The organism is Pseudomonas sp. AC239 (genome assembly GCF_979258545.1).
The window spans coordinates 5,485,585-5,507,503 of the sequence record NZ_OZ409864.1; the positions used below are offsets into that span (position 1 = coordinate 5,485,585).

The window sequence follows — 21,919 nt, forward strand, 5'->3', positions numbered from 1 at the left end:
GATTGCATTGCAAGTCAGGTATAGGGTGTTGAGAAAATGAATCGCCCCTTCCGTCATCTACACCAAAAGTCGCGTTGACAAGAGCCGGAAACCCTACCGATACTTCAGCGCAGTCATACGACAACCTACAACAAACCTAATAACAATGTGTTCATGGATTGCCATGACGTCTACCTCTACCCCCCGCGCTCCTTTCAACCGCCTGCTGCTGACCGGTGCCGCCGGAGGCCTGGGCAAAGTCCTGCGCGAACGCCTGCGCCCTTACGCCAATGTGCTGCGCCTGTCCGACATCGCCGCCCTCGCCCCGGCCGTCGATGAACACGAAGAAGTCGTGCTCTGCGACCTCGCCGACAAGCAAGCGGTGCATCAACTGGTCGAAGGCGTCGATGCGATTCTGCATTTCGGCGGCGTTTCGGTTGAGCGGCCGTTCGAAGAAATCCTCGGCGCCAACATCTGCGGTGTCTTTCACATTTACGAAGCGGCGCGCAAGCACGGCGTGAAGCGGGTGATCTTCGCCAGTTCGAACCACGTGATCGGCTTCTACAAGCAGGACGAAAAACTCGACGCCACCTCCCCGCGCCGTCCTGACGGTTACTACGGCCTCTCCAAGTCCTACGGCGAAGACATGGCCAGTTTCTACTTCGATCGCTACGGCATCGAAACCGTCAGCATCCGCATCGGTTCCTCGTTCCCCGAGCCGCAGAACCGCCGGATGATGCACACCTGGCTGAGCTTCGACGATCTCACGCAACTGCTCGAACGCTCGCTGTACACGCCGAACGTCGGTCACACCGTGGTCTACGGCATGTCCGCCAACAAAGACGTCTGGTGGGACAACCGCTACGCCAGCCACCTCGGCTTCGAAGCCAGGGACAGCTCGGAAGTGTTCCGCGACAAGGTCGAAGCGCAGCCGATGCCGGCCGACGATGATCCGGCGCGGATCTATCAGGGCGGCGCCTTCGTCGCAGCAGGCCCGTTCGGCGACTGATCGCTCGACTTGATCCCCCTCCAATAAAAACCAAGGGAATGAGTATGCAAGCCGAATTGATCGTCGACGCCCGCAACGCGGTCGGTGAAAGCCCGGTCTGGGTGGCGCAGGAAAACGCGCTGTACTGGGTCGATATTCCCAACGGCGGGCTGCAACGCTGGAGTGCCGACACTGGCCATGTTGCCTCGTGGACAACCCCGGAAATGCTCGCCTGCATCACCCGCCACCGCAGTGGCGGCTGGGTCGCCGGCATGGAAAGCGGTTTCTTTCGCCTGCACCCGCACACCGACGGCAGCCTCGACAGCGAATTGCTCGCCACCGTCGAGCACAGCCGCCCCGACATGCGCCTCAACGACGGTCGCTGCGATCGCCAAGGGCGTTTCTGGGCAGGGAGCATGGTCTTGAACATGGGCCTGAACGCCCCTGAAGGCCGACTCTATCGCTACAGCGCCGGGCAGACTGGCGTGATCGAAGCGCAACTGAATGGCTTCATCGTGCCCAACGGCCTCGCCTTCAGCCCTGACGGCAAAACCATGTACCTGTCGGACTCGCACCCCAACGTGCAGCTGATCTGGGCCTTCGATTACGACATCGAAACCGGTACGCCGTCGAATCGCCGAATCTTCGTCGACATGAATCACTTCCCCGGCCGCCCCGACGGCGCCGCCGTGGATGCCGAAGGTTGCTACTGGATCTGTGCCAACGACGCCGGCCTGATTCACCGCTTCGCGCCGGATGGCCGCCTCGACTTCTCACTGGAAGTGCCGGTGAAAAAACCGACCATGTGCGCTTTCGGCGGCAGCAACTTCGACACTCTTTTTGTCGCCTCGATTCGCCCCGGCGACGACCTCGACCCGCAATCCCTGGCCGGCGGCTTATTCGCTTTGAAGCCGGGCGTCAAAGGCCTCGCCGAACCTGAATTCAACGATCTGCTTTAGCCCCTCTGCTGCACCGCTGCGCCTTGAACACAAAAATAACAAGACTGGAGACTCACCCCCATGAACTTCAAACGCACCTTGCTCGCCGCTGCACTTCCGCTGATGTTCACCTTCGCTGGTGCCGCTCAGGCAGAAATCAAACTCAAATTCGCTGACATCCACCCCGCCGGTTATCCAACCGTGGTCGCCGAAGAAAACATGGGCAAGACCCTGACCAAGGAAACCAACGGCGAACTGACCTTCCAATATTTCCCGGGTGGCGTGCTCGGTTCCGAGAAGGAAGTCATCGAGCAGATGCAGGTCGGCGCGGTGCAGCTGTCGCGCGTCAGCCTGGGTATCGTCGGCCCCGTGGTGCCGGACGTGAACGTGTTCAACATGCCGTTCATTTTCCGCGACCATCAGCACATGCGTAACGTCATCGATGGCGCGGTGGGCGATGAGATTCTCGACAAGATCACCAACTCCGAATTCGGCCTGGTAGCGTTGGCGTGGATGGACGGCGGCACGCGCAACATCTACACCAAGAAACCCGTGCGCAAACTCGAAGACCTCAAGGGCATGAAGATCCGCGTGCAAGGCAACCCGATGTTCATCGACATGATGAATGCCATGGGCGGTAACGGCATCGCCATGGACACCGGCGAGATCTTCAGCGCCCTGCAGACCGGCGTGATCGACGGCGCGGAAAACAACCCGCCGACCCTGCTCGAACACAACCACTTCCAGAACGCCAAGTTCTACAGCCTGACCGGTCACCTGATCCTGCCAGAGCCGATCGTGATGTCGAAAATCACTTGGGAGAAACTCACTCCGGATCAACAGGAACTGGTGAAGAAAGCCGCCAAGGCTGCTCAGGCTGAAGAACGCGTGCTGTGGGACAAGAAGTCCGCCGCCAGTGAAGAAAAACTCAAGGCCGCCGGCGTCGAGTTCATCGAAGTCGACAAGAAACCCTTCTACGACGCCACCGCTTCGGTACGGGAAAAGTACGGCGCGAAGTACGCCGACCTGATCAAGAAAATCGAAGCCGTTCAGTAACGCCTCCCGCTCCGTACTCATGAACAAGGCCCGGCGCGCCTGATGACTCAGGCGCGCCCGGTTACGGTGGAACCCGATGAAGAATCTGCTGCTGCGTATCAACGACAAGATCTACATGACATGCATCTGGGTCGCCGGCGTTTCCGTCCTGGCGATTTCCCTGATGATTCCCTGGGGCGTATTCGCCCGCTACGTACTTGGCACCGGCTCAAGCTGGCCAGAGCCGACGGCGATCCTGCTGATGATGGTGTTCACTTTCATCGGTGCCGCCGCCAGTTACCGCGCCGGCGCGCACATGGCCGTGGCCATGCTCACCGATCGCATGTCACCGCAGTTGAGATCAGCGGCGGCGATTTTTTCGCAACTGCTGATGGCGGCGATCTGCATCTTCATGACCATCTGGGGCGCCAAGCTGTGCATGTCGACCTGGAACCAGTTCATGGCCGCCCTGCCCGATCTGCGCGTTGGCGTGACCTACCTGCCGATTCCGGTGGGCGGCTTGCTGACGCTGATTTTTGTCCTGGAAAAACTCTTGCTCGGTGACCAGAGCAAACGGCGGGTCGTGCAGTTCGACCTGGTGGAAGAAAGTGAAGGTGCCGCTTAATGGACGCTCTGATACTGCTGGGCAGTTTTATCGCTTTGATCCTGATCGGCATGCCGGTCGCCTACGCGCTGGGCGCCGCCGCGCTGATCGGCGCATGGTGGATCGACATTCCGTTCCAGGCGGTGATGATCCAGGTCGCCTCGGGCGTGAACAAATTCTCGCTGCTGGCCATTCCGTTCTTCGTCCTCGCCGGTGCGATCATGGCCGAGGGCGGCATGTCCCGGCGATTGGTGGCGTGTGCCGGCGTGCTGGTGGGTTTCGTGCGCGGTGGCCTGTCACTGGTCAACATCGTCGCTTCGACCTTCTTCGGCGCGATCTCCGGCTCGTCGGTAGCGGACACCGCCTCGGTGGGTTCGGTGCTGATTCCGGAAATGGAACGCAAGGGCTATCCACGGGACTTCTCCACCGCCGTCACCGTCAGCGGTTCGGTGCAGGCCCTGCTGACCCCGCCAAGCCATAACTCGGTGCTCTACTCGCTGGCCGCCGGTGGTACCGTTTCGATCGCCTCGCTGTTCATGGCCGGCATCGTTCCGGGCCTGCTGATGAGCGCCTGCCTGATGGTGCTGTGTCTGATCTTCGCGAAAAAGCGCAACTACCCGAAGGGCGAAGTCATCCCGATGCGCCAGGCGCTGAAAATCGTCGGCGAGGCCCTCTGGGGCCTGATGGCGATGGTGATCATTCTCGGTGGCATCCTCTCGGGGATTTTCACCGCGACGGAATCGGCGGCGATCGCAGTGCTGTGGTCGTTCTTCGTGACCATGTTCATCTATCGCGACTACAAGTGGCGTGAGCTGCCCAAGCTGATGCACCGCACCGTGCGGACGATCTCGATTGTGATGATTCTGATCGGCTTCGCCGCGAGCTTCGGCTACATCATGACGCTGATGCAGATCCCGGCGAAGATCACCACGATGTTCCTGACCCTGTCGGACAACCGTTACGTGATCCTGATGTGCATCAACGTCATGTTGCTGCTGTTGGGCACGGTGATGGACATGGCGCCGCTGATCCTGATCCTCACGCCGATCCTGATGCCAGTGATTCTCGGTATCGGTGTCGACCCGGTGCAGTTCGGCATGATCATGCTGGTCAACCTGGGGATCGGATTGATAACACCGCCGGTGGGCGCCGTGCTCTTCGTGGGCTCGGCGGTGGGCAAGGTCAGTATCGAAAGCACCGTTAAAGCCCTGCTGCCGTTCTATGCGGTGCTGTTCCTGGTGTTGATGCTGGTCACCTACGTGCCCGCCCTTTCGCTCTGGCTGCCGCACCTGGTGTTGTAACCGTCTGAAAAGATCGCAGCCTTCGGCAGCTCCTACAGGACCGCACTCTCTGGTAGGAGCTGTCGAGTGCTACGAGGCTGCGATCTTTTGATCCTCAAGCCCGCAACAACATGTACCCCGCCACCACCAGACAGACACTGGCAAACCCCACCTGCAACGCCCGCGCCGGCACCCGTGCGCACAGACTGCGACCGATGATCATGCCAACGATGCTGGCGACAATGAACGCCGCGCCCTGGCTGTCGATACGCACCCCCGCATGAAACGCGCCGATCACCCCGATCGCGGAAATCAGACTGATCACCATCAACGACGTCGCAACGATGCCGCGCATCTGCACATCGGTCAGTTGCTTGAACGCCGGCACGATCAGAAAACCGCCGCCGACGCCAAGTAAACCCGACACCACGCCAGTAACCGCTCCCAGTGCAGCCAGGGTGGCGGTGCATTTGGCGGTCCAGTCGAAGCGCCCGGTCTGCTCGTTGAGCATGCAGTTTTTCTGGCCCCAACTGGCGTGGCCGTGATCGCTCGGCCCCGCTTGCTGACGGTCTTTTCTGAACATTCGCCAGGCAACCAGCACCATCAGCAGGCTGAACAGAATCATCAGAACCCTTTCCGGCAACTGATGCGCGAAGTAGATCCCCAGCGGCGAAAACACCGCGCCCAGTGCCGCAATCAACAGCGCCGCGCGATAACGCACCAGGCCGTGGCGCAAACCATCGATCGCCCCGACCGCTGCCGCGCTGCCGACCGAAAACAACGCCACAGGCGCCGCTTGCGTCATTGTCCAGCCGAGCCCGAGCACCAGCGCCGGCACCGCGAGGATCCCGCCGCCCGCACCGGTCAGGCCGAGCACCAACCCCATCACCACACCAAACAGACTTGCCAGCAACATAGGTTTTTCTCAGTCGACCTTGGACAGGCGCGTCAGCCACTCGCGGCCCTTGAGCATGCCGTGCCAGTAAAACCACGGCAGCAGCGTCGCCTTCAGCCACCATGCCGAACGCCGGGGCACGGTCGGGTCCAGCGGGAAGGTCGGCAGCAGTTTGCCGCCATAGCCGAACTCGGCGAGGATGACCTTGCCCTTCTCCACCGTCAGCGGGCACGAGCCGTAGCCGTCGTACTTGAGCGGCAGCGGCTGTTGCTTGCGCGCGGCCAAGAGGTTTTGCGCAACCACGACAACCTGCTTGCGCACCGCCGCCGCCGTTTTCGCGTTGCTGGTGCCGCAGATATCGCCCAGTGCGAACACGTCGGGATAGCGCGGATGCTGCAGGCTGTGCGGATCGACTTCACACCAACCGCCGGCATCGGCCAGTAGGCTTTGCGCGATGAAATCCGGCGAGACTTGTGGCGGCACGACGTGGAGCAGATCGAAAGTTTTCGCCACGCGGTTGACGTTGCCGTCGGCGTCCTTGACTTCGAACCACGCGGTTTTCGTCGGGCCGTCGACCTTGACCAGATTCGAGTTGAACGCCAGTTGCGCGTCGTACTGTTCGATGTACTTCATCAGCGGCGGCACGAACGTCGGCACGCCAAACAGCACGGCGCCGGCCAGATTGAACTCAACGTTGATGTTGCGCAGTACTCCGGATTTGCGCCAATGGTCGCAAGACAGGTACAAGGCTTTTTGCGGCGCGCCGGCGCATTTGATCGGCATCGCTGGCTGGGTGAACAGCGCCCGGCCGTCGCGCAGTTTCTGCACTTGATCCCAAGTGTACTGGGCGTGTTGATAGCTGTAGTTGGAGGTGACGCCGTGCTGGCCGAGGCTTTCCTGCAAGCCTTCGATTTTCTCCCAGGCCAGGCGCAGGCCGGGGCAGACGATCAGGTTCTGATAGCTGACGGTGCGCTGGTCGTCGAGGGTGAGTTGGTGGTGATCCGGATCGATGGCGCTGACGCTGGCCTGAATCCACGTTGCCTGACGCGGCATGACTTTGCTCATCGGTCTGACCGTGTCTTTCACGTCAAACGCGCCACCGCCGACCAGCGTCCACGCCGGTTGATAGTAATGCTCTGAACTCGGTTCGATTACGGTGATGTTGAGATGCGGGTCACGCTTGAGCAGGCTGGCGACAAAAGCGATGCCGGCCGTCCCGCCGCCGATGACCACGATGTCCGCACTGATGGATGGGCCCCAGTGTTGATCGTTCATTGCTTGTTCCTTTTGCTGCACGCAAGGATTTGTTCGGGTCAAACCAAAGAACCTGTGGGAGCTGGCTTGCCAGCGAAAGCGGTGTGTCAGTCACATAAATATTGGCTGATAAGTCCTCATCGCTGGCAAGCCAGCTCCCACAGGGTAAGTAAGTGTGAGGGCTGGCATTTATGACTGTTCCCAGCTCTTGAGCACCGCTCCGCAATACAGCCCCGACAGAGTTTTCATCACCTGGATCACTTCGTGACTGGCCAGGCCGTAGAAAATGTATTTGCCTTCGCGGCGGGTCGCGACCAGCCCTTCGTCGCGGAGGATGCCGAGTTGCTGGGACAGCGTCGGCTGGCGTACACCGGTCATGGTTTCCAGCTCGCCGACGTTGCGTTCGCCTTGCGTCAGTTGGCAGAGAATCAACAGGCGATCCTCATTGGCCAGAGCCTTGAGCAGCGCGCAGGCTTTGGACGCCGAGGCGCGCAGTTGGGCGACTTCACATTCGGTCAGACTGGATTGCATTTGCACGAGGCCTTGAAGGTCACTTAAGCTGCGAACATTATGTTTTTACATAAAGTGTTGCAACCCGAAATTCCCCAGCACAGGTTTTAGCCATGCCCGCCCTGATTGAAGCGTTCCTCGACCCCGCCTCCTCGACCTACAGCTACGTGGTCTATGAAGCCGACGGTGGCCAGTGCGCAATCGTCGACCCGGTGCTCGATTACGACGGCGCCGCCGGACGCACCGGCACGGCACAGGCGGACAAGATCATCGCCTTCGTACGTGCGCATCGCTTGCAAGTGCAATGGTTGCTGGAAACCCATGCACACGCCGATCACCTGTCCGCCGCGCCTTATCTGCGTCGTCAATTGGGCGGCAAGATCGCCATCGGCGAATCGATCAGTAAAGTGCAGAACGTGTTCAAGGCGCTGTTCAACCTTGAGCCGGAATTTCGCGTCGATGGCTCGCAGTTCGATCACCTGTTCGCGCCGGACGAGGCGTTCATGATCGGCAATCTCAAGGCCACCGCCCTGCACGTCCCTGGCCATACGCCAGCGGACATGGCCTACCTGATCGACGCCGAACAGATCCTCGTCGGCGACACGCTGTTCATGCCCGACGTCGGCACCGCGCGCTGCGATTTCCCCGGCGGCAATGCGCAGCAATTATTCAAGTCGATCCAGAAGCTGTTGGCGTTTCCGGCCAGCGTGAGGCTCTACGTTTGCCACGATTACCCGCCCGAGGGCCGCGCCTCGCACTGCCAGACCACCGTTGGCGAACAGCGCAAAAGCAATATCCACGTGCACGACGGAATCGATGAAGCGGCGTTCGTCGAAATGCGCACTCAGCGTGATGCCGGGCTGGGCATGCCGACGTTGTTGCTGCCGGCCATACAAGTGAATGTGCGGGCGGGAAATCTGCCGGCGGCGGAAGACAATGGCGTGGTCTACCTGAAAATCCCCCTCAACAAACTCTGACAGACAATTCACAGCCAGCGCGCATCATCGCCCGCGTGTCACCAGTTTTCGATGGCAATGGGCCGGAGTCAGCAGCGCGCCGGCGGTCGAACGGACGACGATAGTCTCAACAGGCTCGGCCCGCTCATTGTCGAGCAATACCGAATGCTCCTCGCCTTGCGCGAACAGAAAGCGCTCGCCCCACTGGCGCAGACTGACAACGATGGGAAACACCGCGCGGCCCATGTCAGTGAGCACGTATTCCTTGTAGGCACTGCCGTCGGACGCCGGTTGAATCTCCAGCACACCGAGTTCGACCAGCCTTTTCAGTTTGGCCGAGAGTATGTTCTTCGCCAGCCCCAGCCGTTTCTGGAATTCGCTGAAACGGCGCACGTCATCGAATGCATCGCGAATAATCATCAAGGCCCAGCGATCGCCAATGGCCTCAAGGGTCCGCGCCACCGGGCATTCGCTCTGGGCCAATAATTGCTGTCGGGCCATGTTGTTCCTGAACTGTATCAGCGGCTGAATGTGGTTGCATTTAACAACCTGAATAGACAAAGATCAATGCCAAGGTTTCAATTCAAAACCACAATACGAGGACGCAAGGATGCCCTGCCCCACGCAAACCCTGCTCGATCCAGACGATGCGGCTCACACCTCGTCGGCTGGTTTGAGTCGCTTACAGACTTTCCTTTTTGCGATCACCTGCGCCATGGCGGTGGCCAACGTTTACTTCGCCCAGCCGTTGCTCGAATCCATGGCGGTCAGCCTGGGCGTTTCGTCTGGTGCCATCGGCGTTGTAGTGACCGCCACCCAAGCCGGGTATGCCGTCGGCCTGTTGTTCATCGTGCCGCTGGGTGATTTGCTCGATCGCAAGAAGCTCATCATCAGCCAGTTGCTTTTGTCGGCGGTGGCGCTGTGCGCAGTCGGCTTCGCCGAAAGCTGGGGCATGCTGCTCGCAGCCATGGTGTTGGTAGGCTTGTTAGCGGTTGTCGTGCAAGTGGTGGTCGCCTGCACCGCCAGCCTCGCGAGCCCGGATCAGCGCGGTGCAGCCGTGGGCACCGTCACCAGCGGCGTGGTGCTTGGCATCCTGCTGGCGCGTTTCGTCTCCGGCGTAGTTGCCGACGTGGCGGGCTGGCGCAGCGTCTATTTCGTCTCGGCAATGATGATGATCGGTGTTGCGATCATGTTGTCGCGCACCCTGCCCGCTTCGGCGAAACCGCCCGCACAGGGCAATTACTGGCAATTGCTGCGTTCGGTCTTCCAGTTGTTTATGACTGAGCGCGTATTGCGGATCCGAGGCATGTTCGCGCTGCTCGTCTTTGCTGCATTCAGCGTGTTGTGGACGTCTATGGTGCTGCCGCTCAGCGCGCCGCCACTGTCGCTCTCGCATACGCAGATCGGCCTGTTCGGCCTGGCCGGGGTGGCGGGCGCACTTGCCGCCGCACGGGCCGGACGCCTTGCCGATCGCGGTTTGGGCAATCGCACTACCGGCATCGCCTTGGCACTGTTGACCCTGTCGTGGTTGCCCATCGCGTTTGTCGAGCGCTCGCTGTTGGCGATGGCTGTGGGCGTAGTCCTGCTCGACTTCGCCGTCCAAGCGGTGCAGGTCACCAATCAAAGTCTGATCTTTGCCGCACGACCCGATGCGCAAAGCCGACTGGTCGGTGCGTATATGTGTTTTTACTCGATGGGCAGTGGCCTGGGCGCGATCGCGGCGACGTACACCTATGCGCACTTTGGCTGGGTTGGCGTTTGTCTGCTGGGTGCGACTATCAGTGCTGCGGCTATGGCTTATTGGGCATGGCTGGAATGGACTGACGCGTGAGGCGCTGGCTGTTCACTATCGAAAGCCTTCGCGAGCAGGCTCGCTCCCACAGGATTTGCGAAAGGTGGAAGCGAGTCTGTTCGAAGAAAAGCGGCGCCGTGTGCCAATAACCCTGGGAACCTTACCGGGCTAATCTGCCTTCTTCTGCTGCATTTGCACCGATGCCTTGCTCTTGTCTTCGTCCTGGCTGGTCGCCTTGTTCGAATCGAAACAGCCATGCAACAGAAACATCGAGCAGAAGCCCAGGCATACACATATTTTTTTCATGACGATCTCCTTAAACAGTGGTCAGGTTGCATCAATGCTCAGCCCTTGCTGTGCTCTGGCGACGAAGGCCCTTCCTTGACACCGCGCGGGCCGGCGATGCCCCACACGATCAGGCCGAGCACCGGGAACACGATCAGACCGATCGCCCAAGCGGCTTTGACGCCAACACTCTTGTTGCTGCGAAACACGCTGACAATCGCCCACAGGTCGACCAGCAGAATGATCACCGCCACGGCGATGGAAAAATAACTCGCTGCCTCGTTCATTTCGCAATCCTCCAATGACTGGTAAGCATTGGGCTACGCGGGATTTTCAGCGTTCAAAAAAATTGCCCGCGACCGGCGCCAAGGGTTCAGCCACCTTCCGGATCCTGGCGGATCACGGAAATCTTGCCGTTGCGCTCAATGATCGCGAATTTGATCTGGTCGATGGTTTCAATGCCTTGGCTGGAGCGCGCCGCCTCCATGACATCCGCCTCGACCAGGCGCGCATGACGCAGACGTCGATGCAGCAGCTTGCCGTTCTCGACGATGATTGTCGGCTCGCCATCGATCAATCGCGAGACCCACCCGGAACGCTGCTTGAGCAAGGAAAACCCAACGTCGATGGCGATCAGGGTGATGATCACCAGAAACGCATTGGTCAGGGAGAAATCGTCGCCCAGCAAGGCCTGCTGGGTGGCTTCACCGATGATCATCAGCAGCACGAAATCAAACGTCGTCAGCTCGGCCAGCGACCGCCGGCCGGCAATTTTGAACAGCACCATCAGTGCCAGATACATCGCGAGTGCGCGCAACACCGAGTCCATGGGTCACCTATGGATAAATGAATTGAGTGAGCCTGACTTCGCTCGAGCCCGGCGCGCGGATATGGCTGCGAAACAGGCCCAATCCGTCGCCGCGCAGGGTCAGGTACAGCGTCGCCTGGCCCTGCGCGTCCGCCTGCAACCACAAGCGCATGCCCTGCGCTGAGCTGCGCATACGCACCGGCGCCGGCTGCATCGTTTCAATGCTGAAGCCATCGAGCAGCTCGCCGCCGATGTCCAGTTCGACAGTGGCTTCAGGCGTCGTGTGCACGCTGAGTTTCAATGGGTTGGTCGAGCCGTTGCGATGGAACATCTCGTATTCAACCTGGACTTTGCCGTCGTCGCTGCGGGCGTCCTGCGAACTGAGCACGCCACGGGAAAACAGGCCCAACAGGCCGAGCAGCATGCACGCAACCAGCAGATACCAACCGATGTGCTCAAAGCGCCAGACCTTCAACTGATAGGCCATGTCCTCCTGCACCGGGAATTGTCGGCTCTTTAAATCGGGATGCTCAGCGTCAGGCTTCATCGGCTCCACCGCCCTTCACCCTGCAAAGCGCGACGATGGAAAACCGCCATCTGCTGCAAGGCGAACTCCGAAGCGCGGGTCTGCACTTCGCTGCGCGAGCCGGGAAACCACTGCTGAGTGCTGAACAGAAAATGTCCGTCATCGAACTGGAACGCCCAGGCGAAACACACGGTTCCGGCTTTTATCCCATCCATGTCGTCGGGGCCGAGAATGCCGGTGGTGGCGACCGCGACGTTGGCGGTGCTGTCGCGCAGAGCGCCGATCGCCATTTCACTGGCGACTTCGACGCTGGTCAGATTGAAGGTTTCCATGGTCGCCGGGCTGACGTGGAGCAAGCGCTGCTTGGCCTGCGGCGAGTAGACCACATAGCCGCATTCGATCAACTCGCCGCTGCCGGGCACTTCCGATAAAAGCATGACGATTTCTCCCGCCGTACAGGACTCAGCGGTGGTGATCATCAGTGAATGGTGACGCAGATATTCAATCGTTTCCTTGGCAATGGACATGGTGTGCTCTCGAAGCCTTTGTTGCCGGTTGACCATGCGTTGCGCTGATCATTCCGCTGGATCTGCTGAGCGTGCCAAAGGCCTTTTCCCGGAAAGTTTTCCGCCCCATTCGGCGCGATCACCTACCCTCATAGACTGTGCGATCAACTCGAGCCTGCCGCCCCCATGCGCTGTTCATCCAAGTCGTTGTTTTTGATTCTGTTGCTGCTGCTGATGCCGGGCAGCGCTGCACTGTGGGCGGCCGACCTTGCGGCGCCGGCGAACTCAAGCGCAGCGCCGCTGCCGGTGATTTCGCAAAGCGATCTGCAAGCCCTGCAACAACGCCTCGACGGGCTCAAGCAGCAGATTTCGGCAGCGAACAATTACAACCAGCTCGAAGGCCCGCAGGACCGGGTGCAGGCGTTCATTCTCGATGTCGACCGATTGTCGGCGGCGCTGTTGCCACAACAGGCGCAACTGGCAGTGCAACTGGGTGTGCTCGGCACAGCGCCCGACGCGGAGGTGGCCGCCGAGCAAGCCGATATCGTCGCGCAGCGGGCGACGCTGGCGGAGCAGAAAAGCAAAGTCGACGGCACGCTGAAAAGCCTCGCCGCACTGAAACAGAATGCCGCCGACCTGATCACGCAGATCGCCGGCATCCGCCGCACCCTGCTGGAAAGTGAACTGACCCTGAGCACCCGTAGCGTATTGAGTCCGCACTTCTGGGCGCCGCTGGTCAGTCCAAGCGAGGACGACCGCCAGCGGCTACGCCTGTTCGTGGCACAGGTCGGTGACGTCTGGGCCACGGTCTGGGCGCCGGGCGAGCGTTTCTTCACCTGCGTGCTGGTGCTGCTGGCCCTGCTGATCTGGACGTTCGGCCGGCGTCTGGCTGAGCGCGGGCTGACCTGGTTCTGCATTCATCGCGTGGCGGAGGGCCGACTGCGGCGCAGTGCCTTGGCCTTCGCGTCAGCCATCGCGACGTTCATAACCACCGCCATCGCCCTGAAACTGCTGTTCTACGCCTGTACCCGCCACGACGCCCTGCCGCCAGTGCTGGAGACGTTTTCCGAAGAGTTCGAAAAAGTCGTGTACGCCTGCGTGCTGATCACCGGGCTCAGCCGCGCATTGCTGTCGACCGAACATCCGTCGTGGCGCCTGCCGGCGATTGCCGATCCGGTGGCGATGGCGCTCAAGCCTTATCCGCGGATTCTTGCCTGTACCTTGCTGGTGCTGGTGACGCTGGTGCAAGTCGCCAATGCCACAGGCATGAGCAGCAATATCGTTATGGCCGGGCGCGGGGTGATTTCGCTGGTGGTACTGGCGATCATCGGCACGATGCTGTTGCGCGTCGGCAAAGTGCGCAAGGCGCTGGTCGCGGCCAATGACCCCTCGGCGACGAACAGCGTGTTCGCCGGGCTGATCTACAGCGTCGCCAGCCTCTCGATGTTTGCCTCGGCCATCGCCTTGCTGGCGGGATATGTATCGTTGGCGCGGTTCATCAGTTATGAGCTGGTGTGGGGCTATATCGTGTTGTCGGGGTTTTACTTGCTGATTCAGTTGGTCAAGGACGCCTGTGAGCACCTGTTTTCGCCGAAGCACGCGAGCGGCCAGGCGCTCAAGCAATTGCTCGGCGTCAGCGATCGGCGCCTTGAGCAGACGTCGATCCTGTTGTCCGGCTTCAGCCGCGCCGGATTGATGTTGATGGCGCTGATTTCATTGTTTGTCGGCGGCATCGGCACCACGTTCGGCCAACTGATCACCAATATCATGTCGACCCTCGGCGGCGCCGGTTTGCGCAAGCTGAATATCGTCCCGGCGCATCTGCTCAACGCGCTGCTGGCACTGCTGATTGGCATCTGGCTGATCCGTGCATTGAGCCGCTGGCTCGACAACGAGTTCCTGCCCAAGACCGACATGGACCCGGGCATGTGCGCATCGCTGAGCACGCTGTTTTCCAATATCGGCTACGCCTTTGTGATTCTGCTGACACTGTCGTCGCTGGGTGTGCAGTGGACGAACCTGGCGTGGATCGTCAGTGCGCTGTCGGTGGGCATTGGCTTTGGTTTGCAGGAGATCGTCAAGAATTTCGTCTCCGGCCTGATCCTGCTCACCGAGCGCCCGGTGAAGGTCGGCGACCTGATCAGCATCAGCGGCGTCGAGGGCGACATCCGCCGCATCAACGTGCGCGCCACGGAAATCCAGCTCAGCGACCGCTCGATCGTGATCGTGCCCAACTCGCAGCTGATCTCGCAAAACCTGCGCAACGTTACCCTCGGCGGCAGTGCTCAGGGCGTGGCATCGCTGGAGCTGGTGTTTCCGCTGGATATCGATCCTGAGCAGGTCAAACAGCTGCTGCTGGATGCGTATCACGAGAACGAAACCATCCTCGATAAACCGGCGCCGTTCGTGCGCTTCAGCAAGTTGTCGCCGGACGGAATAACCCTCACGGTCACCGGTTATGTCGGTAGCCCGAGGATCGTAGGACTGACCAAAAGTGATCTGTTGTTCGAAGTGCTCAAGCGCTTGGGCGCGGCGGGCATTGCGCTGGCGAAACCGCCAGCGGCGTGATTCGGCTACCGCTTGCCCGAGTTGTCGACGCTGGCCGTACTGCTGCGTGGCGTCAGCTCGAACGGCAGAACGACATGCCTTTCTGACAGCGGCTGTTTTTCGATCAGGGCAATCAGCATCTCGACCGCTTTGGTCCCGAAGACTTCGGCCGGTTGCGAAATAGTAGTCAGCGGCGGATCGCAGTAGGCAGCCATGGGAATGTCGTCGAAACCGACCAGTGAAATGTCCTCGGGCACACGCAGTCCCGCTTGGCGGATGCGCTTGAGCGCACCGATGGCCATTTCATCGTTTTCACAGAACAGCGCGCTCGGCCGCTCGGCCAATGCGAGCATCTTTTCCGCGCCTGCAAAGCCAGCCTCAAGGCTGAAATTGCCATGGCAGATAAGTGTTTCGTCGAAAGCAATCCCGGCCTCGCGCAATGCCGCTTCGTAGCCTGCCAAGCGATCGCGGGTCAGCGGGCTGTTTTTCGAGCCTTTGATCAGGCCGATGCGTCTGTGTCCCAATGCAATCAGGTGATCGGTCATGGCTTTGGCAGCGCCGACGTTGTCGAGGCTGATGGTCGGATAACGCCCGGCCTTGATCACTTCGCAGGCGTTGACGATGGGCGGTAGATCGGCTTCGACCGGAGCGTGTTCGAACGGGTCGTAGGCGCGCAATTGGATCACCCCGTCGGCCTGATAGGCGTACACCAGTTCGGCAAATTGCCGCTCCAGTTCTTCCCGGCCCTGGGTGTCGCAGAGCAGCAAGCGATAGCCGGCGGCCTGCGCCGCTTGCTGGGCGCCGCTGATGACCCGGGCAAAAAAGGTGTTGGCGATGGTCGGCACCAGAATCACCAGATTGCCGGTACGCCGCGAGCGGAACTGCACGGCCATCAGATTCGGCCGATAGCCGGCCTGCTCCACGGCGGCCATGACGCGCTCACGGGTTGGCGCGAGGACGCGCTCGGGCGATTTCAACGTACGAGACACCGTCGCCACGGAAACGCCGGCCAGCCGAGCCACTTCGCGGATATTGGACAAAACCACCTCGTTGATTCATGCCGATCAGGCGCGGAGCTTACCGCAGGCGACGAGCGATCGAAACGCTGTCGATCATCCGTTGGCATTTGACACTCGGCTAATTCAGGCCTAGATTTCGCCCACGATGTAACCGGTTACATCATTATCAAACTTGCATCAAGCTACCGAGACGACTGCCATGTACGCTGCCGCAAAAAAAATAAGAATGGGTTTCGTCGGCGGCGGTGAAGGCTCCTTCATCGCCCGTGCCCACCGGCAAGCCGCCGGCCTCGACGGACGCTTCGAACTGGTCTGTGGCGCGTTTAGCCGGGACTTGGAGAATAATCAGCGCACCGCTGCGGCCTTGGGTGTTGCTGCCGAGCGTTGTTATGACGACTGGCAAACCCTGCTCGCCCGCGAGGCCGCCCTGCCCGCCGAGCAGCGCATGCAACTGCTGGTCATCGTCACCCCCAATCATCTGCACGCACCGATTGCCCGCGAAGCGTTGAGTACCGGTTTTCATGTGTTCAGCGAGAAGCCCGCGGCGCTGAACCTCGCCGAGGTACAGGCGCTGCACTCGGTGGTCATCAACAGCCAGCGAATTTACGGGCTGGCACACACCTACCTCGGCTACGCGATGGTCTGGCAGGCTCGCGAAATGGTCGCCAGCGGCGTGCTCGGGCGCGTGCGCAAAGTCCTCGTCGAATACCCGCAAGGCTGGCTCAGCAGCGACGTCGCCGGGCAAGGCAACAAGCAGGCCGGCTGGCGCGACGACCCGACACAATCCGGGATCGGCGGCTGCATCGGCGATATCGGCACTCATGCGTTTTCTCTGGCGGAGTTCGTTGCCGGCCAATCGATCCAGTTCATCAGCGCGATGCTCGGCTCGCATGTCGAGGGTCGGCAACTGGATGACGATGTGGCGATGCTATTCAAAATGAGCGACGGCGCCAGTGGTGTATTGCTTGCCAGCCAGGTCTGCGCCGGTGAAGAGAACCCGCTGAAGATTCGCGTCTACGGGGACAAGGGTGGACTTGAATGGCGGCAGGAAGAACCGGCCAGCCTGATTCATCGACCATTGGACGAGCCGATGCGCGTTCTGCGTTCCGGCGTCGGACAACCGTGGCTGTGCGCCGCCGCAACCCAGCGCATGCGCCTGCCCGCCGGGCATCCCGAAGGTTATCTGGAAGCCATGGCCAATCTGTACGGCGCCCTCGCCGAAGCGATTCTACAAGGCACTGAGGGACATCAAGCGCCGGGCGTTCCGGGCATTGAAACCGGCCTGCGCGGCATGGCGTTTATCGAAACCGCCATCGCCAATCATCTTGGCAACGAGAAGTGGAGCGAGATCCCCGGCCAACTGACAGGAGCCCCGCACAATGAACAGTAATCAGCAGAACGCCGCAGGTTTGAAAGGCCCCGGTATCTTCCTCGCGCAGTTCATCGCTGACGAAGCGCCTTTCGACTCGCTCGCCAACATCGCCGAATGGGCGGCCTCGCAAGGCTACAAAGCCATCCAGGTACCGACCCTCGGCACACGCTTCATCGATCTGCAGCGCGCCGCTGAGAGCCAGGATTACTGCGACGAGCTGATCGCTGTCTGCGCCCGCGCCGGCGTGGTAATCAGTGAGCTGTCGACGCACCTGCAAGGACAATTGGTCGCGGTGCATCCGGCGTTTGACAGCTTGTTCGACGACTTCGCCCCGCCAGTACTGCGCGGCAAGCCGCAGGAGCGCACCGAGTGGGCCATCGAACAGTTGAAACTGGCCGCCCGTGCCAGCCAGCGTTTGGGACTTACAGCCCACGCGACCTTCTCCGGCGCCCTGCTCTGGCCCTACGTCTACCCATGGCCGCAACGTCCGGCTGGCTTGGTCGAGCAAGGTTTCGCCGAACTGGGCAAGCGCTGGCTGCCGATTCTCGACTGCTTCGAAGAGGCAGGCGTTGATCTGTGCTACGAAATCCATCCCGGCGAAGACTTGCATGACGGCGCGTCGTTCGAGCAGTTTCTCGAAGCGGTGAACCACCACCCTCGTGCCGCAATTCTGTATGACCCGAGTCATCTGCTGCTGCAGCAAATGGACTACCTCGGCTTCATCGATCGTTACCACCAACGCATCCGCATGTTCCACGTCAAGGATGCCGAGTTCCGCCCCGATGCGCGCTCCGGCGTCTACGGCGGTTATCAGGGTTGGGTCGAGCGTCCCGGACGCTTTCGCTCGCTGGGCGACGGCCAGATCGATTTCAAATCGATCTTCAGCAAATTGTGCCAATACGACTTCAACGGCTGGGCCGTGCTGGAGTGGGAGTGCTGCCTGAAAGACTCCGCACAGGGCGCGGCGGAAGGCGCGGCGTTCATCGAGCGGCACATGATCCGCAAGACCGCCAAGGCTTTCGACGATTTCGCCGGGGTCAGCGCTGACGCCGCTTCCAACCGGCGCTTGCTCGGCCTGACTGACGACTGATTCATCCGCGTTACCGACATAAAAACAATACGGTGATCTGAAATGAACGTAATGAATGCGCGACTCAGCGTGATGATGTTTTTGCAGTTTTTCATCTGGGGTGGCTGGTTCGTCACCCTCGGTACTTTTCTCGCGACAACGCTGGCCGCCAGTGGTGGTCAGGTCGGCATGGCCTTCGCCACGCAGTCCTGGGGCGCGATTCTGGCACCCTTTGTCATTGGGCTGATCGCCGACCGTTTCTTCAATGCCGAACGTATTCTGGCGGTGCTGCATCTGCTCGGCGCGGTGTTGCTCTATCAGCTTTATCGCGCGGCGGATTTCAGCGCGTTCTATCCCTACGTGCTTGCCTACATGATGGTCTACATGCCGACACTGGCACTGGTCAACGCCGTGGCGTTCCGCCAGATCAAAGACCCGGCCCTGGAGTTCTCACGCATTCGCGTGTGGGGCACGGTGGGCTGGATTGTCGCTGGCGTGGTGATCAGCTTCGTGTTCGCCTGGGATTCGCAGCAAAGCATCGCGGCCGGAGGCTTGCGCAATACGTTCCTGATGTCCGCCGTCGCGTCGCTGCTGTTGGGGCTTTACAGCTTCAGTCTGCCGAACACTGCGCCGCTGAAAACCGCAGCGGGCTCATCAAGCCTCAAGCAGATGCTCGGCGTGGATGCGTTTGGTTTGCTCAAGGATCGCAGCTATCTGGTGTTCTTCCTTGCCTCGATCCTGATCTGCATTCCGCTGGCGTTCTATTACCAGAATGCCAATCCGTTTCTGGCCGAGATCGGCGTGACCAACCCGACGGCGAAGATGGCGATCGGTCAGGTGTCGGAAGTGCTGTTCATGTTGCTGTTGCCGCTGTTCATCCATCGCTTCGGCATCAAGATCGCACTCCTGGTCGGCATGGCTGCCTGGGCGTTGCGCTACGTGCTGTTTGCCTTCGGCAATAACGACGATCAGGCATTCATGTTGCTGATCGGCATTGCCCTGCATGGCGTGTGCTATGACTTCTTCTTCGTGTCCGGGCAAATCTACACCGATGCCAAGGCACCGGAACGCTTCCGCAGCTCGGCGCAAGGTTTGATCACCTTGGCCACATACGGGTTGGGCATGTTGATTGGGTTCTGGATTGCGGGACGGATTACCGATCACTTCACATCAAGCGCGGGGCATGACTGGAGAAGCATCTGGCTGTTCCCCGCCGGTTTTTCCGTGGTGGTATTGCTGTGCTTCTGGGCGACATTCAAGAGCCGCGATCGCGACAAGGCCGTGCTGCCGAGTGCGGTTTAGAGCAGAGTTGTAAAGCGTGAATAGAACGAATGCCGCCTGTGGTTGAGGCGGCATTCGTTATCGATGATCATCGTTGCGCTCAAGCGGTGCGACGTTCGAGCAGACGGTCAGCGCCACCTTCGGCGACCCGATTGCCTTGCAGATGATCGGAGCCATCAGAGGCTACTGCATCGCTGAACAGTGGGTCAGTTTCGGTCGCAGCGACTGCATCGCTGAACAGCGGGTCGGTTTCGGTGGCGGCTACCGCGTCGCTGAACAAGCGGTCTGTTTGAGTGGCGGCCGCGACCGCATCACTGAACAGCGGGTCGGTTTCGGTGGCGGCGAAGGCATTCAGTGCAAAAACCGAGAAAGCGATACCGAGGATAGTCTGGCGTTTCATGATGATGTGCTCCGAGTTGCAGTAGTTGGGTATGGAGCCGATCTTACGCCGCACCATGGATATGAGAACTTCATTGACTTAATGGTTGTTATTGACGCAATCAATAGATGGTCGAGCATGAGCCGCTATTGGATTGATCTTTATGCTATTGCTTACGTCACCAAGCGAAACGCCCTACAAAGTGGAAAGCATAAAACTGACAATCTCATTTTTGACAGTATTATTCACACAAAAAAAAAGACCCGTATCAGTCGAAACCGAAACGGGTCTTTTCCCACTTAGACGACCTTATTTCAAGTCGTCAAAGTGATCTCGCAGGAACTCGTAAAAGCGCAAGGCTTTCAACAATCTCCATACAAGGCTCAGCGTACGCAGCAAAAGCTTCATACGTTTTGGCCTCCAGGGCTGGCGGCCAAACCTCCAGCAAACTTACCGGACCATGCGTGCCTTCAGCCTACATGTTGGTGTAGCTAGCGAGGCGGCCGGTTGAAATCCCTCCGAGACATCATTCCGGCGCGGGTGCGAATCCGCGTCAGAGGGCGTAAAACCTTTTGCGCCCCCAGCCAAACCTCACTGCTCTACCAACAAGATGAGCGCGGGCATCTTAACGCAGAAATCAGAAGAGAAAACCCGAGTAGCCAAGGTTATTCTGCGGCTACGACAGAACCTTTGTAAAATCGTATTTCTGACAATGTTTATTGACAGACCTGAATTCAGTTTCATGCGCTGGACGTTCCGAAAAAACCTCGCACACCACGCTAAACCTTCGTTGCACTGACGGGAGAAACTCAATACCATGCGCGGACATGTTGGTGTGGCTAGTGATGCACACGGCCTCGGTTCCAAACCGAGGCATGAAAAACCGCCCCGCGAAGGCGGTTTTTTTTCGTCTGCGTTTTCTGGTCCCATCCAAGGCACATTGCCTGACGCGATCCCTCCTGCGCACCTGCACAAATCTTCTAAACACTCTCCTCCTCCACGCGGTATTTTGGAAACGCCCCTGCTCAACCGCCCTATGGAGTCCTCCCATGGACAAACGCAACTGGATCTCTCTCTCCCAGGATGTCGATACCGGGATCGAGTCGATTCGTGCGCATTTCCGTGGGCATGCCTACGATCCACACTGGCATGACAGTTTTCTCGTCGGAGTGACCGAGCAAGGCGTCCAGCAATTCAACTGCCGCCGGGTGCGTCATCGCAGTACGCCGGGGCACGTGTTTCTGCTCGAGCCGGGTGAAATCCACGACGGCCATGCGCCGACGGAGGATGGCTTTACCTACTCCATGCTGTATCTCGATCCGCACTGGCTGGAGCGCGAACTGCACGCGCTGTTCGAAGAGGCGCCCGCCGACAGTCAGCCAGGCTTTGCCGACACCCTGAGCCACGATCCGCGCCTGTCGGCGGCGATCGTGCAAGCCTTCCACGCGTTACATGACGGCGATCTGCGCATCGTCCGGCAGACTGCGCTGGATGGCCTGCTGGCGTCCCTCACCCGCCATCTCGACTGGCGCAAGCGTCAGGACTTCGATCCGCGCCTGCCACTGGTTGCGCAGGTCGCGCGGGACTATCTGCATGCCCACACCTATGAAGACATCGGCCTCGACGACCTTGCGCAAGCCTGTGGCGTCGATCGTTTTCGCCTGACCCGCGCCTTCAAAGCCGCTTTCGGTCTCGCTCCCCACGCCTACCTGATCCAACTGCGCCTGGCCAAGGCGCGGCAATTGCTCGCGCGCGGCGAGACGCCAGCGCAGGTGGCCAGCGTGCTTGGTTTCGCCGACCAGAGTCACCTCGGTCGCTGGTTCCGCCGCGCCTATCAACTGACCCCGGCGGACTACCGCAGACGCTGCTCAAATCTTCCAGACTGAGGCCCGCCCG

Annotated in this window: 23 protein-coding genes; 12 read left to right on the forward strand and 11 right to left on the reverse strand. The window is 60.1% G+C overall.

Annotated elements, in window-relative coordinates:
- Window positions 1-163: 163 nt before the first annotated feature.
- The 5 genes from ACZ0AZ_RS24870 to ACZ0AZ_RS24890 all read left to right on the forward strand — a co-directional run bounded on the left by ACZ0AZ_RS24870 (window position 164) and on the right by ACZ0AZ_RS24890 (window position 4,845).
- Complete coding sequence (locus tag ACZ0AZ_RS24870; protein WP_463570633.1) at window positions 164-988, forward strand: NAD-dependent epimerase/dehydratase family protein; 825 nt, start codon at window positions 164-166, stop codon at window positions 986-988.
- Between the two features lie 44 nt (window positions 989-1,032).
- Window positions 1,033-1,926, forward strand: coding sequence for an SMP-30/gluconolactonase/LRE family protein (locus ACZ0AZ_RS24875; RefSeq protein WP_130000014.1), 894 nt, complete (start codon window positions 1,033-1,035; stop codon window positions 1,924-1,926).
- 60 nt (window positions 1,927-1,986) lie between these two features.
- Window positions 1,987-2,961 carry a TRAP transporter substrate-binding protein gene (locus ACZ0AZ_RS24880; RefSeq protein ID WP_039763165.1) on the forward strand — a complete coding sequence of 325 codons (975 nt, stop codon included), beginning with the start codon at window positions 1,987-1,989 and terminating at the stop codon, window positions 2,959-2,961.
- A gap of 76 nt (window positions 2,962-3,037) precedes the next feature.
- Window positions 3,038-3,565 (forward strand): TRAP transporter small permease, encoded by a 528-nt coding sequence (locus tag ACZ0AZ_RS24885; RefSeq protein ID WP_039763166.1) that lies wholly within the window; start codon window positions 3,038-3,040, stop codon window positions 3,563-3,565.
- Window positions 3,565-4,845, forward strand: coding sequence for a TRAP transporter large permease (locus ACZ0AZ_RS24890; RefSeq protein WP_039763167.1), 1,281 nt, complete (start codon window positions 3,565-3,567; stop codon window positions 4,843-4,845). Before ACZ0AZ_RS24885 ends, ACZ0AZ_RS24890 begins: the two co-directional genes overlap by 1 nt.
- A 94-nt stretch (window positions 4,846-4,939) precedes the next feature.
- Here ACZ0AZ_RS24890 and ACZ0AZ_RS24895 read toward each other — a convergent pair whose 3' ends face one another.
- The 3 genes from ACZ0AZ_RS24895 to ACZ0AZ_RS24905 all read right to left on the reverse strand — a co-directional run bounded on the left by ACZ0AZ_RS24895 (window position 4,940) and on the right by ACZ0AZ_RS24905 (window position 7,504).
- On the reverse strand, window positions 4,940-5,740 hold the full coding sequence (locus tag ACZ0AZ_RS24895) for a sulfite exporter TauE/SafE family protein (RefSeq protein ID WP_463538379.1): 801 nt from the start codon (window positions 5,738-5,740) through the stop codon (window positions 4,940-4,942).
- A 9-nt stretch (window positions 5,741-5,749) separates the two neighbouring features.
- Window positions 5,750-6,994 carry an NAD(P)/FAD-dependent oxidoreductase gene (locus ACZ0AZ_RS24900; RefSeq protein WP_463538380.1) on the reverse strand — a complete coding sequence of 415 codons (1,245 nt, stop codon included), beginning with the start codon at window positions 6,992-6,994 and terminating at the stop codon, window positions 5,750-5,752.
- Window positions 6,995-7,162: 168 nt separating this feature from the next.
- Window positions 7,163-7,504 carry an ArsR/SmtB family transcription factor gene (locus tag ACZ0AZ_RS24905; protein ID WP_039763171.1) on the reverse strand — a complete coding sequence of 114 codons (342 nt, stop codon included), beginning with the start codon at window positions 7,502-7,504 and terminating at the stop codon, window positions 7,163-7,165.
- A 92-nt stretch (window positions 7,505-7,596) separates the two neighbouring features.
- Here ACZ0AZ_RS24905 and ACZ0AZ_RS24910 point away from each other — a divergent pair, with 92 nt between their 5' ends.
- Complete coding sequence (locus ACZ0AZ_RS24910; RefSeq protein WP_039763173.1) at window positions 7,597-8,460, forward strand: MBL fold metallo-hydrolase; 864 nt, start codon at window positions 7,597-7,599, stop codon at window positions 8,458-8,460.
- A gap of 24 nt (window positions 8,461-8,484) precedes the next feature.
- Here the strand turns inward: ACZ0AZ_RS24910 and ACZ0AZ_RS24915 are convergent, their stop codons facing one another.
- Window positions 8,485-8,940, reverse strand: a complete 456-nt coding sequence (locus tag ACZ0AZ_RS24915; protein ID WP_463538381.1) for a winged helix-turn-helix transcriptional regulator — start codon at window positions 8,938-8,940, stop codon at window positions 8,485-8,487.
- Between the two features lie 109 nt (window positions 8,941-9,049).
- On the opposite strand from ACZ0AZ_RS24915, the gene ACZ0AZ_RS24920 reads away from it, so the two are divergent.
- Complete coding sequence (locus ACZ0AZ_RS24920; RefSeq protein ID WP_039763177.1) at window positions 9,050-10,270, forward strand: MFS transporter; 1,221 nt, start codon at window positions 9,050-9,052, stop codon at window positions 10,268-10,270.
- A gap of 129 nt (window positions 10,271-10,399) precedes the next feature.
- On the opposite strand, the gene ACZ0AZ_RS24925 is transcribed toward ACZ0AZ_RS24920, so the two are convergent.
- From ACZ0AZ_RS24925 to ACZ0AZ_RS24945, 5 genes are all read right to left on the reverse strand, one after another.
- The gene (locus ACZ0AZ_RS24925; protein ID WP_165368439.1) at window positions 10,400-10,537 is read right to left on the reverse strand and encodes a hypothetical protein; all 138 of its coding nucleotides are present in this window, start codon (window positions 10,535-10,537) and stop codon (window positions 10,400-10,402) included.
- A gap of 38 nt (window positions 10,538-10,575) precedes the next feature.
- On the reverse strand, window positions 10,576-10,803 hold the full coding sequence (locus ACZ0AZ_RS24930) for a PLD nuclease N-terminal domain-containing protein (protein WP_024012535.1): 228 nt from the start codon (window positions 10,801-10,803) through the stop codon (window positions 10,576-10,578).
- A gap of 86 nt (window positions 10,804-10,889) precedes the next feature.
- Window positions 10,890-11,345, reverse strand: coding sequence for a DUF421 domain-containing protein (locus ACZ0AZ_RS24935; protein ID WP_039763179.1), 456 nt, complete (start codon window positions 11,343-11,345; stop codon window positions 10,890-10,892).
- 7 nt (window positions 11,346-11,352) lie between these two features.
- The gene (locus tag ACZ0AZ_RS24940; protein ID WP_039763181.1) at window positions 11,353-11,871 is read right to left on the reverse strand and encodes a hypothetical protein; all 519 of its coding nucleotides are present in this window, start codon (window positions 11,869-11,871) and stop codon (window positions 11,353-11,355) included.
- Window positions 11,868-12,377 (reverse strand): CinA family protein, encoded by a 510-nt coding sequence (locus ACZ0AZ_RS24945; RefSeq protein WP_310408501.1) that lies wholly within the window; start codon window positions 12,375-12,377, stop codon window positions 11,868-11,870. Before ACZ0AZ_RS24945 ends, ACZ0AZ_RS24940 begins: the two co-directional genes overlap by 4 nt.
- Before the next feature lie 165 nt (window positions 12,378-12,542).
- Here ACZ0AZ_RS24945 and ACZ0AZ_RS24950 point away from each other — a divergent pair, with 165 nt between their 5' ends.
- Complete coding sequence (locus ACZ0AZ_RS24950; protein ID WP_463538382.1) at window positions 12,543-14,924, forward strand: DUF3772 domain-containing protein; 2,382 nt, start codon at window positions 12,543-12,545, stop codon at window positions 14,922-14,924.
- A 5-nt stretch (window positions 14,925-14,929) separates the two neighbouring features.
- Here the strand turns inward: ACZ0AZ_RS24950 and ACZ0AZ_RS24955 are convergent, their stop codons facing one another.
- On the reverse strand, window positions 14,930-15,943 hold the full coding sequence (locus ACZ0AZ_RS24955; protein ID WP_463538383.1) for a LacI family DNA-binding transcriptional regulator: 1,014 nt from the start codon (window positions 15,941-15,943) through the stop codon (window positions 14,930-14,932).
- 178 nt (window positions 15,944-16,121) lie between these two features.
- Here ACZ0AZ_RS24955 and ACZ0AZ_RS24960 point away from each other — a divergent pair, with 178 nt between their 5' ends.
- From ACZ0AZ_RS24960 to ACZ0AZ_RS24970, 3 genes are read left to right on the forward strand one after another with little or no spacing between them, the layout of a single operon-like run.
- Entirely contained in the window at window positions 16,122-17,312 is a 1,191-nt protein-coding gene (locus ACZ0AZ_RS24960; RefSeq protein WP_463570630.1) for a Gfo/Idh/MocA family protein, read from the forward strand.
- A complete protein-coding gene (locus tag ACZ0AZ_RS24965) occupies window positions 17,302-18,384 on the forward strand; it encodes a sugar phosphate isomerase/epimerase family protein (RefSeq protein ID WP_463538385.1) in 1,083 nt (360 codons plus the stop codon). The genes ACZ0AZ_RS24960 and ACZ0AZ_RS24965 overlap by 11 nt, the downstream gene beginning before the upstream one ends.
- Before the next feature lie 42 nt (window positions 18,385-18,426).
- Window positions 18,427-19,665 carry a nucleoside permease gene (locus ACZ0AZ_RS24970; RefSeq protein WP_130000025.1) on the forward strand — a complete coding sequence of 413 codons (1,239 nt, stop codon included), beginning with the start codon at window positions 18,427-18,429 and terminating at the stop codon, window positions 19,663-19,665.
- Between the two features lie 79 nt (window positions 19,666-19,744).
- Here ACZ0AZ_RS24970 and ACZ0AZ_RS24975 read toward each other — a convergent pair whose 3' ends face one another.
- Window positions 19,745-20,044 carry a hypothetical protein gene (locus ACZ0AZ_RS24975; protein ID WP_039763483.1) on the reverse strand — a complete coding sequence of 100 codons (300 nt, stop codon included), beginning with the start codon at window positions 20,042-20,044 and terminating at the stop codon, window positions 19,745-19,747.
- A 1,028-nt stretch (window positions 20,045-21,072) separates the two neighbouring features.
- On the opposite strand from ACZ0AZ_RS24975, the gene ACZ0AZ_RS24980 reads away from it, so the two are divergent.
- Window positions 21,073-21,909 (forward strand): AraC family transcriptional regulator, encoded by an 837-nt coding sequence (locus ACZ0AZ_RS24980; RefSeq protein ID WP_039763191.1) that lies wholly within the window; start codon window positions 21,073-21,075, stop codon window positions 21,907-21,909.
- The last annotated feature ends 10 nt before the right edge of the window (window positions 21,910-21,919 follow it).

What these genes read in the sequence shown, in the direction of transcription:
- ACZ0AZ_RS24965 (WP_463538385.1), top strand. Translation starts at nt 17,302, where the DNA reads ATGAACAGTAATCAGCAGAACGCCGCAGGTTTGAAAGGCCCCGGTATC.
- ACZ0AZ_RS24975 (WP_039763483.1), bottom strand. Translation starts at nt 20,044, where the DNA reads ATGAAACGCCAGACTATCCTCGGTATCGCTTTCTCGGTTTTTGCACTG.
- ACZ0AZ_RS24970 (WP_130000025.1), top strand. Translation starts at nt 18,427, where the DNA reads ATGAACGTAATGAATGCGCGACTCAGCGTGATGATGTTTTTGCAGTTT.
- ACZ0AZ_RS24925 (WP_165368439.1), bottom strand. Translation starts at nt 10,537, where the DNA reads ATGAAAAAAATATGTGTATGCCTGGGCTTCTGCTCGATGTTTCTGTTG.
- ACZ0AZ_RS24935 (WP_039763179.1), bottom strand. Translation starts at nt 11,345, where the DNA reads ATGGACTCGGTGTTGCGCGCACTCGCGATGTATCTGGCACTGATGGTG.
- ACZ0AZ_RS24960 (WP_463570630.1), top strand. Translation starts at nt 16,122, where the DNA reads ATGTACGCTGCCGCAAAAAAAATAAGAATGGGTTTCGTCGGCGGCGGT.
- ACZ0AZ_RS24870 (WP_463570633.1), top strand. Translation starts at nt 164, where the DNA reads ATGACGTCTACCTCTACCCCCCGCGCTCCTTTCAACCGCCTGCTGCTG.
- ACZ0AZ_RS24930 (WP_024012535.1), bottom strand. Translation starts at nt 10,803, where the DNA reads ATGAACGAGGCAGCGAGTTATTTTTCCATCGCCGTGGCGGTGATCATT.
- ACZ0AZ_RS24910 (WP_039763173.1), top strand. Translation starts at nt 7,597, where the DNA reads ATGCCCGCCCTGATTGAAGCGTTCCTCGACCCCGCCTCCTCGACCTAC.
- ACZ0AZ_RS24880 (WP_039763165.1), top strand. Translation starts at nt 1,987, where the DNA reads ATGAACTTCAAACGCACCTTGCTCGCCGCTGCACTTCCGCTGATGTTC.
- ACZ0AZ_RS24915 (WP_463538381.1), bottom strand. Translation starts at nt 8,940, where the DNA reads ATGGCCCGACAGCAATTATTGGCCCAGAGCGAATGCCCGGTGGCGCGG.
- ACZ0AZ_RS24980 (WP_039763191.1), top strand. Translation starts at nt 21,073, where the DNA reads ATGGACAAACGCAACTGGATCTCTCTCTCCCAGGATGTCGATACCGGG.
- ACZ0AZ_RS24950 (WP_463538382.1), top strand. Translation starts at nt 12,543, where the DNA reads ATGCGCTGTTCATCCAAGTCGTTGTTTTTGATTCTGTTGCTGCTGCTG.
- ACZ0AZ_RS24875 (WP_130000014.1), top strand. Translation starts at nt 1,033, where the DNA reads ATGCAAGCCGAATTGATCGTCGACGCCCGCAACGCGGTCGGTGAAAGC.
- ACZ0AZ_RS24905 (WP_039763171.1), bottom strand. Translation starts at nt 7,504, where the DNA reads ATGCAATCCAGTCTGACCGAATGTGAAGTCGCCCAACTGCGCGCCTCG.
- ACZ0AZ_RS24940 (WP_039763181.1), bottom strand. Translation starts at nt 11,871, where the DNA reads ATGAAGCCTGACGCTGAGCATCCCGATTTAAAGAGCCGACAATTCCCG.
- ACZ0AZ_RS24945 (WP_310408501.1), bottom strand. Translation starts at nt 12,377, where the DNA reads ATGTCCATTGCCAAGGAAACGATTGAATATCTGCGTCACCATTCACTG.
- ACZ0AZ_RS24920 (WP_039763177.1), top strand. Translation starts at nt 9,050, where the DNA reads ATGCCCTGCCCCACGCAAACCCTGCTCGATCCAGACGATGCGGCTCAC.
- ACZ0AZ_RS24885 (WP_039763166.1), top strand. Translation starts at nt 3,038, where the DNA reads ATGAAGAATCTGCTGCTGCGTATCAACGACAAGATCTACATGACATGC.
- ACZ0AZ_RS24900 (WP_463538380.1), bottom strand. Translation starts at nt 6,994, where the DNA reads ATGAACGATCAACACTGGGGCCCATCCATCAGTGCGGACATCGTGGTC.
- ACZ0AZ_RS24895 (WP_463538379.1), bottom strand. Translation starts at nt 5,740, where the DNA reads ATGTTGCTGGCAAGTCTGTTTGGTGTGGTGATGGGGTTGGTGCTCGGC.
- ACZ0AZ_RS24890 (WP_039763167.1), top strand. Translation starts at nt 3,565, where the DNA reads ATGGACGCTCTGATACTGCTGGGCAGTTTTATCGCTTTGATCCTGATC.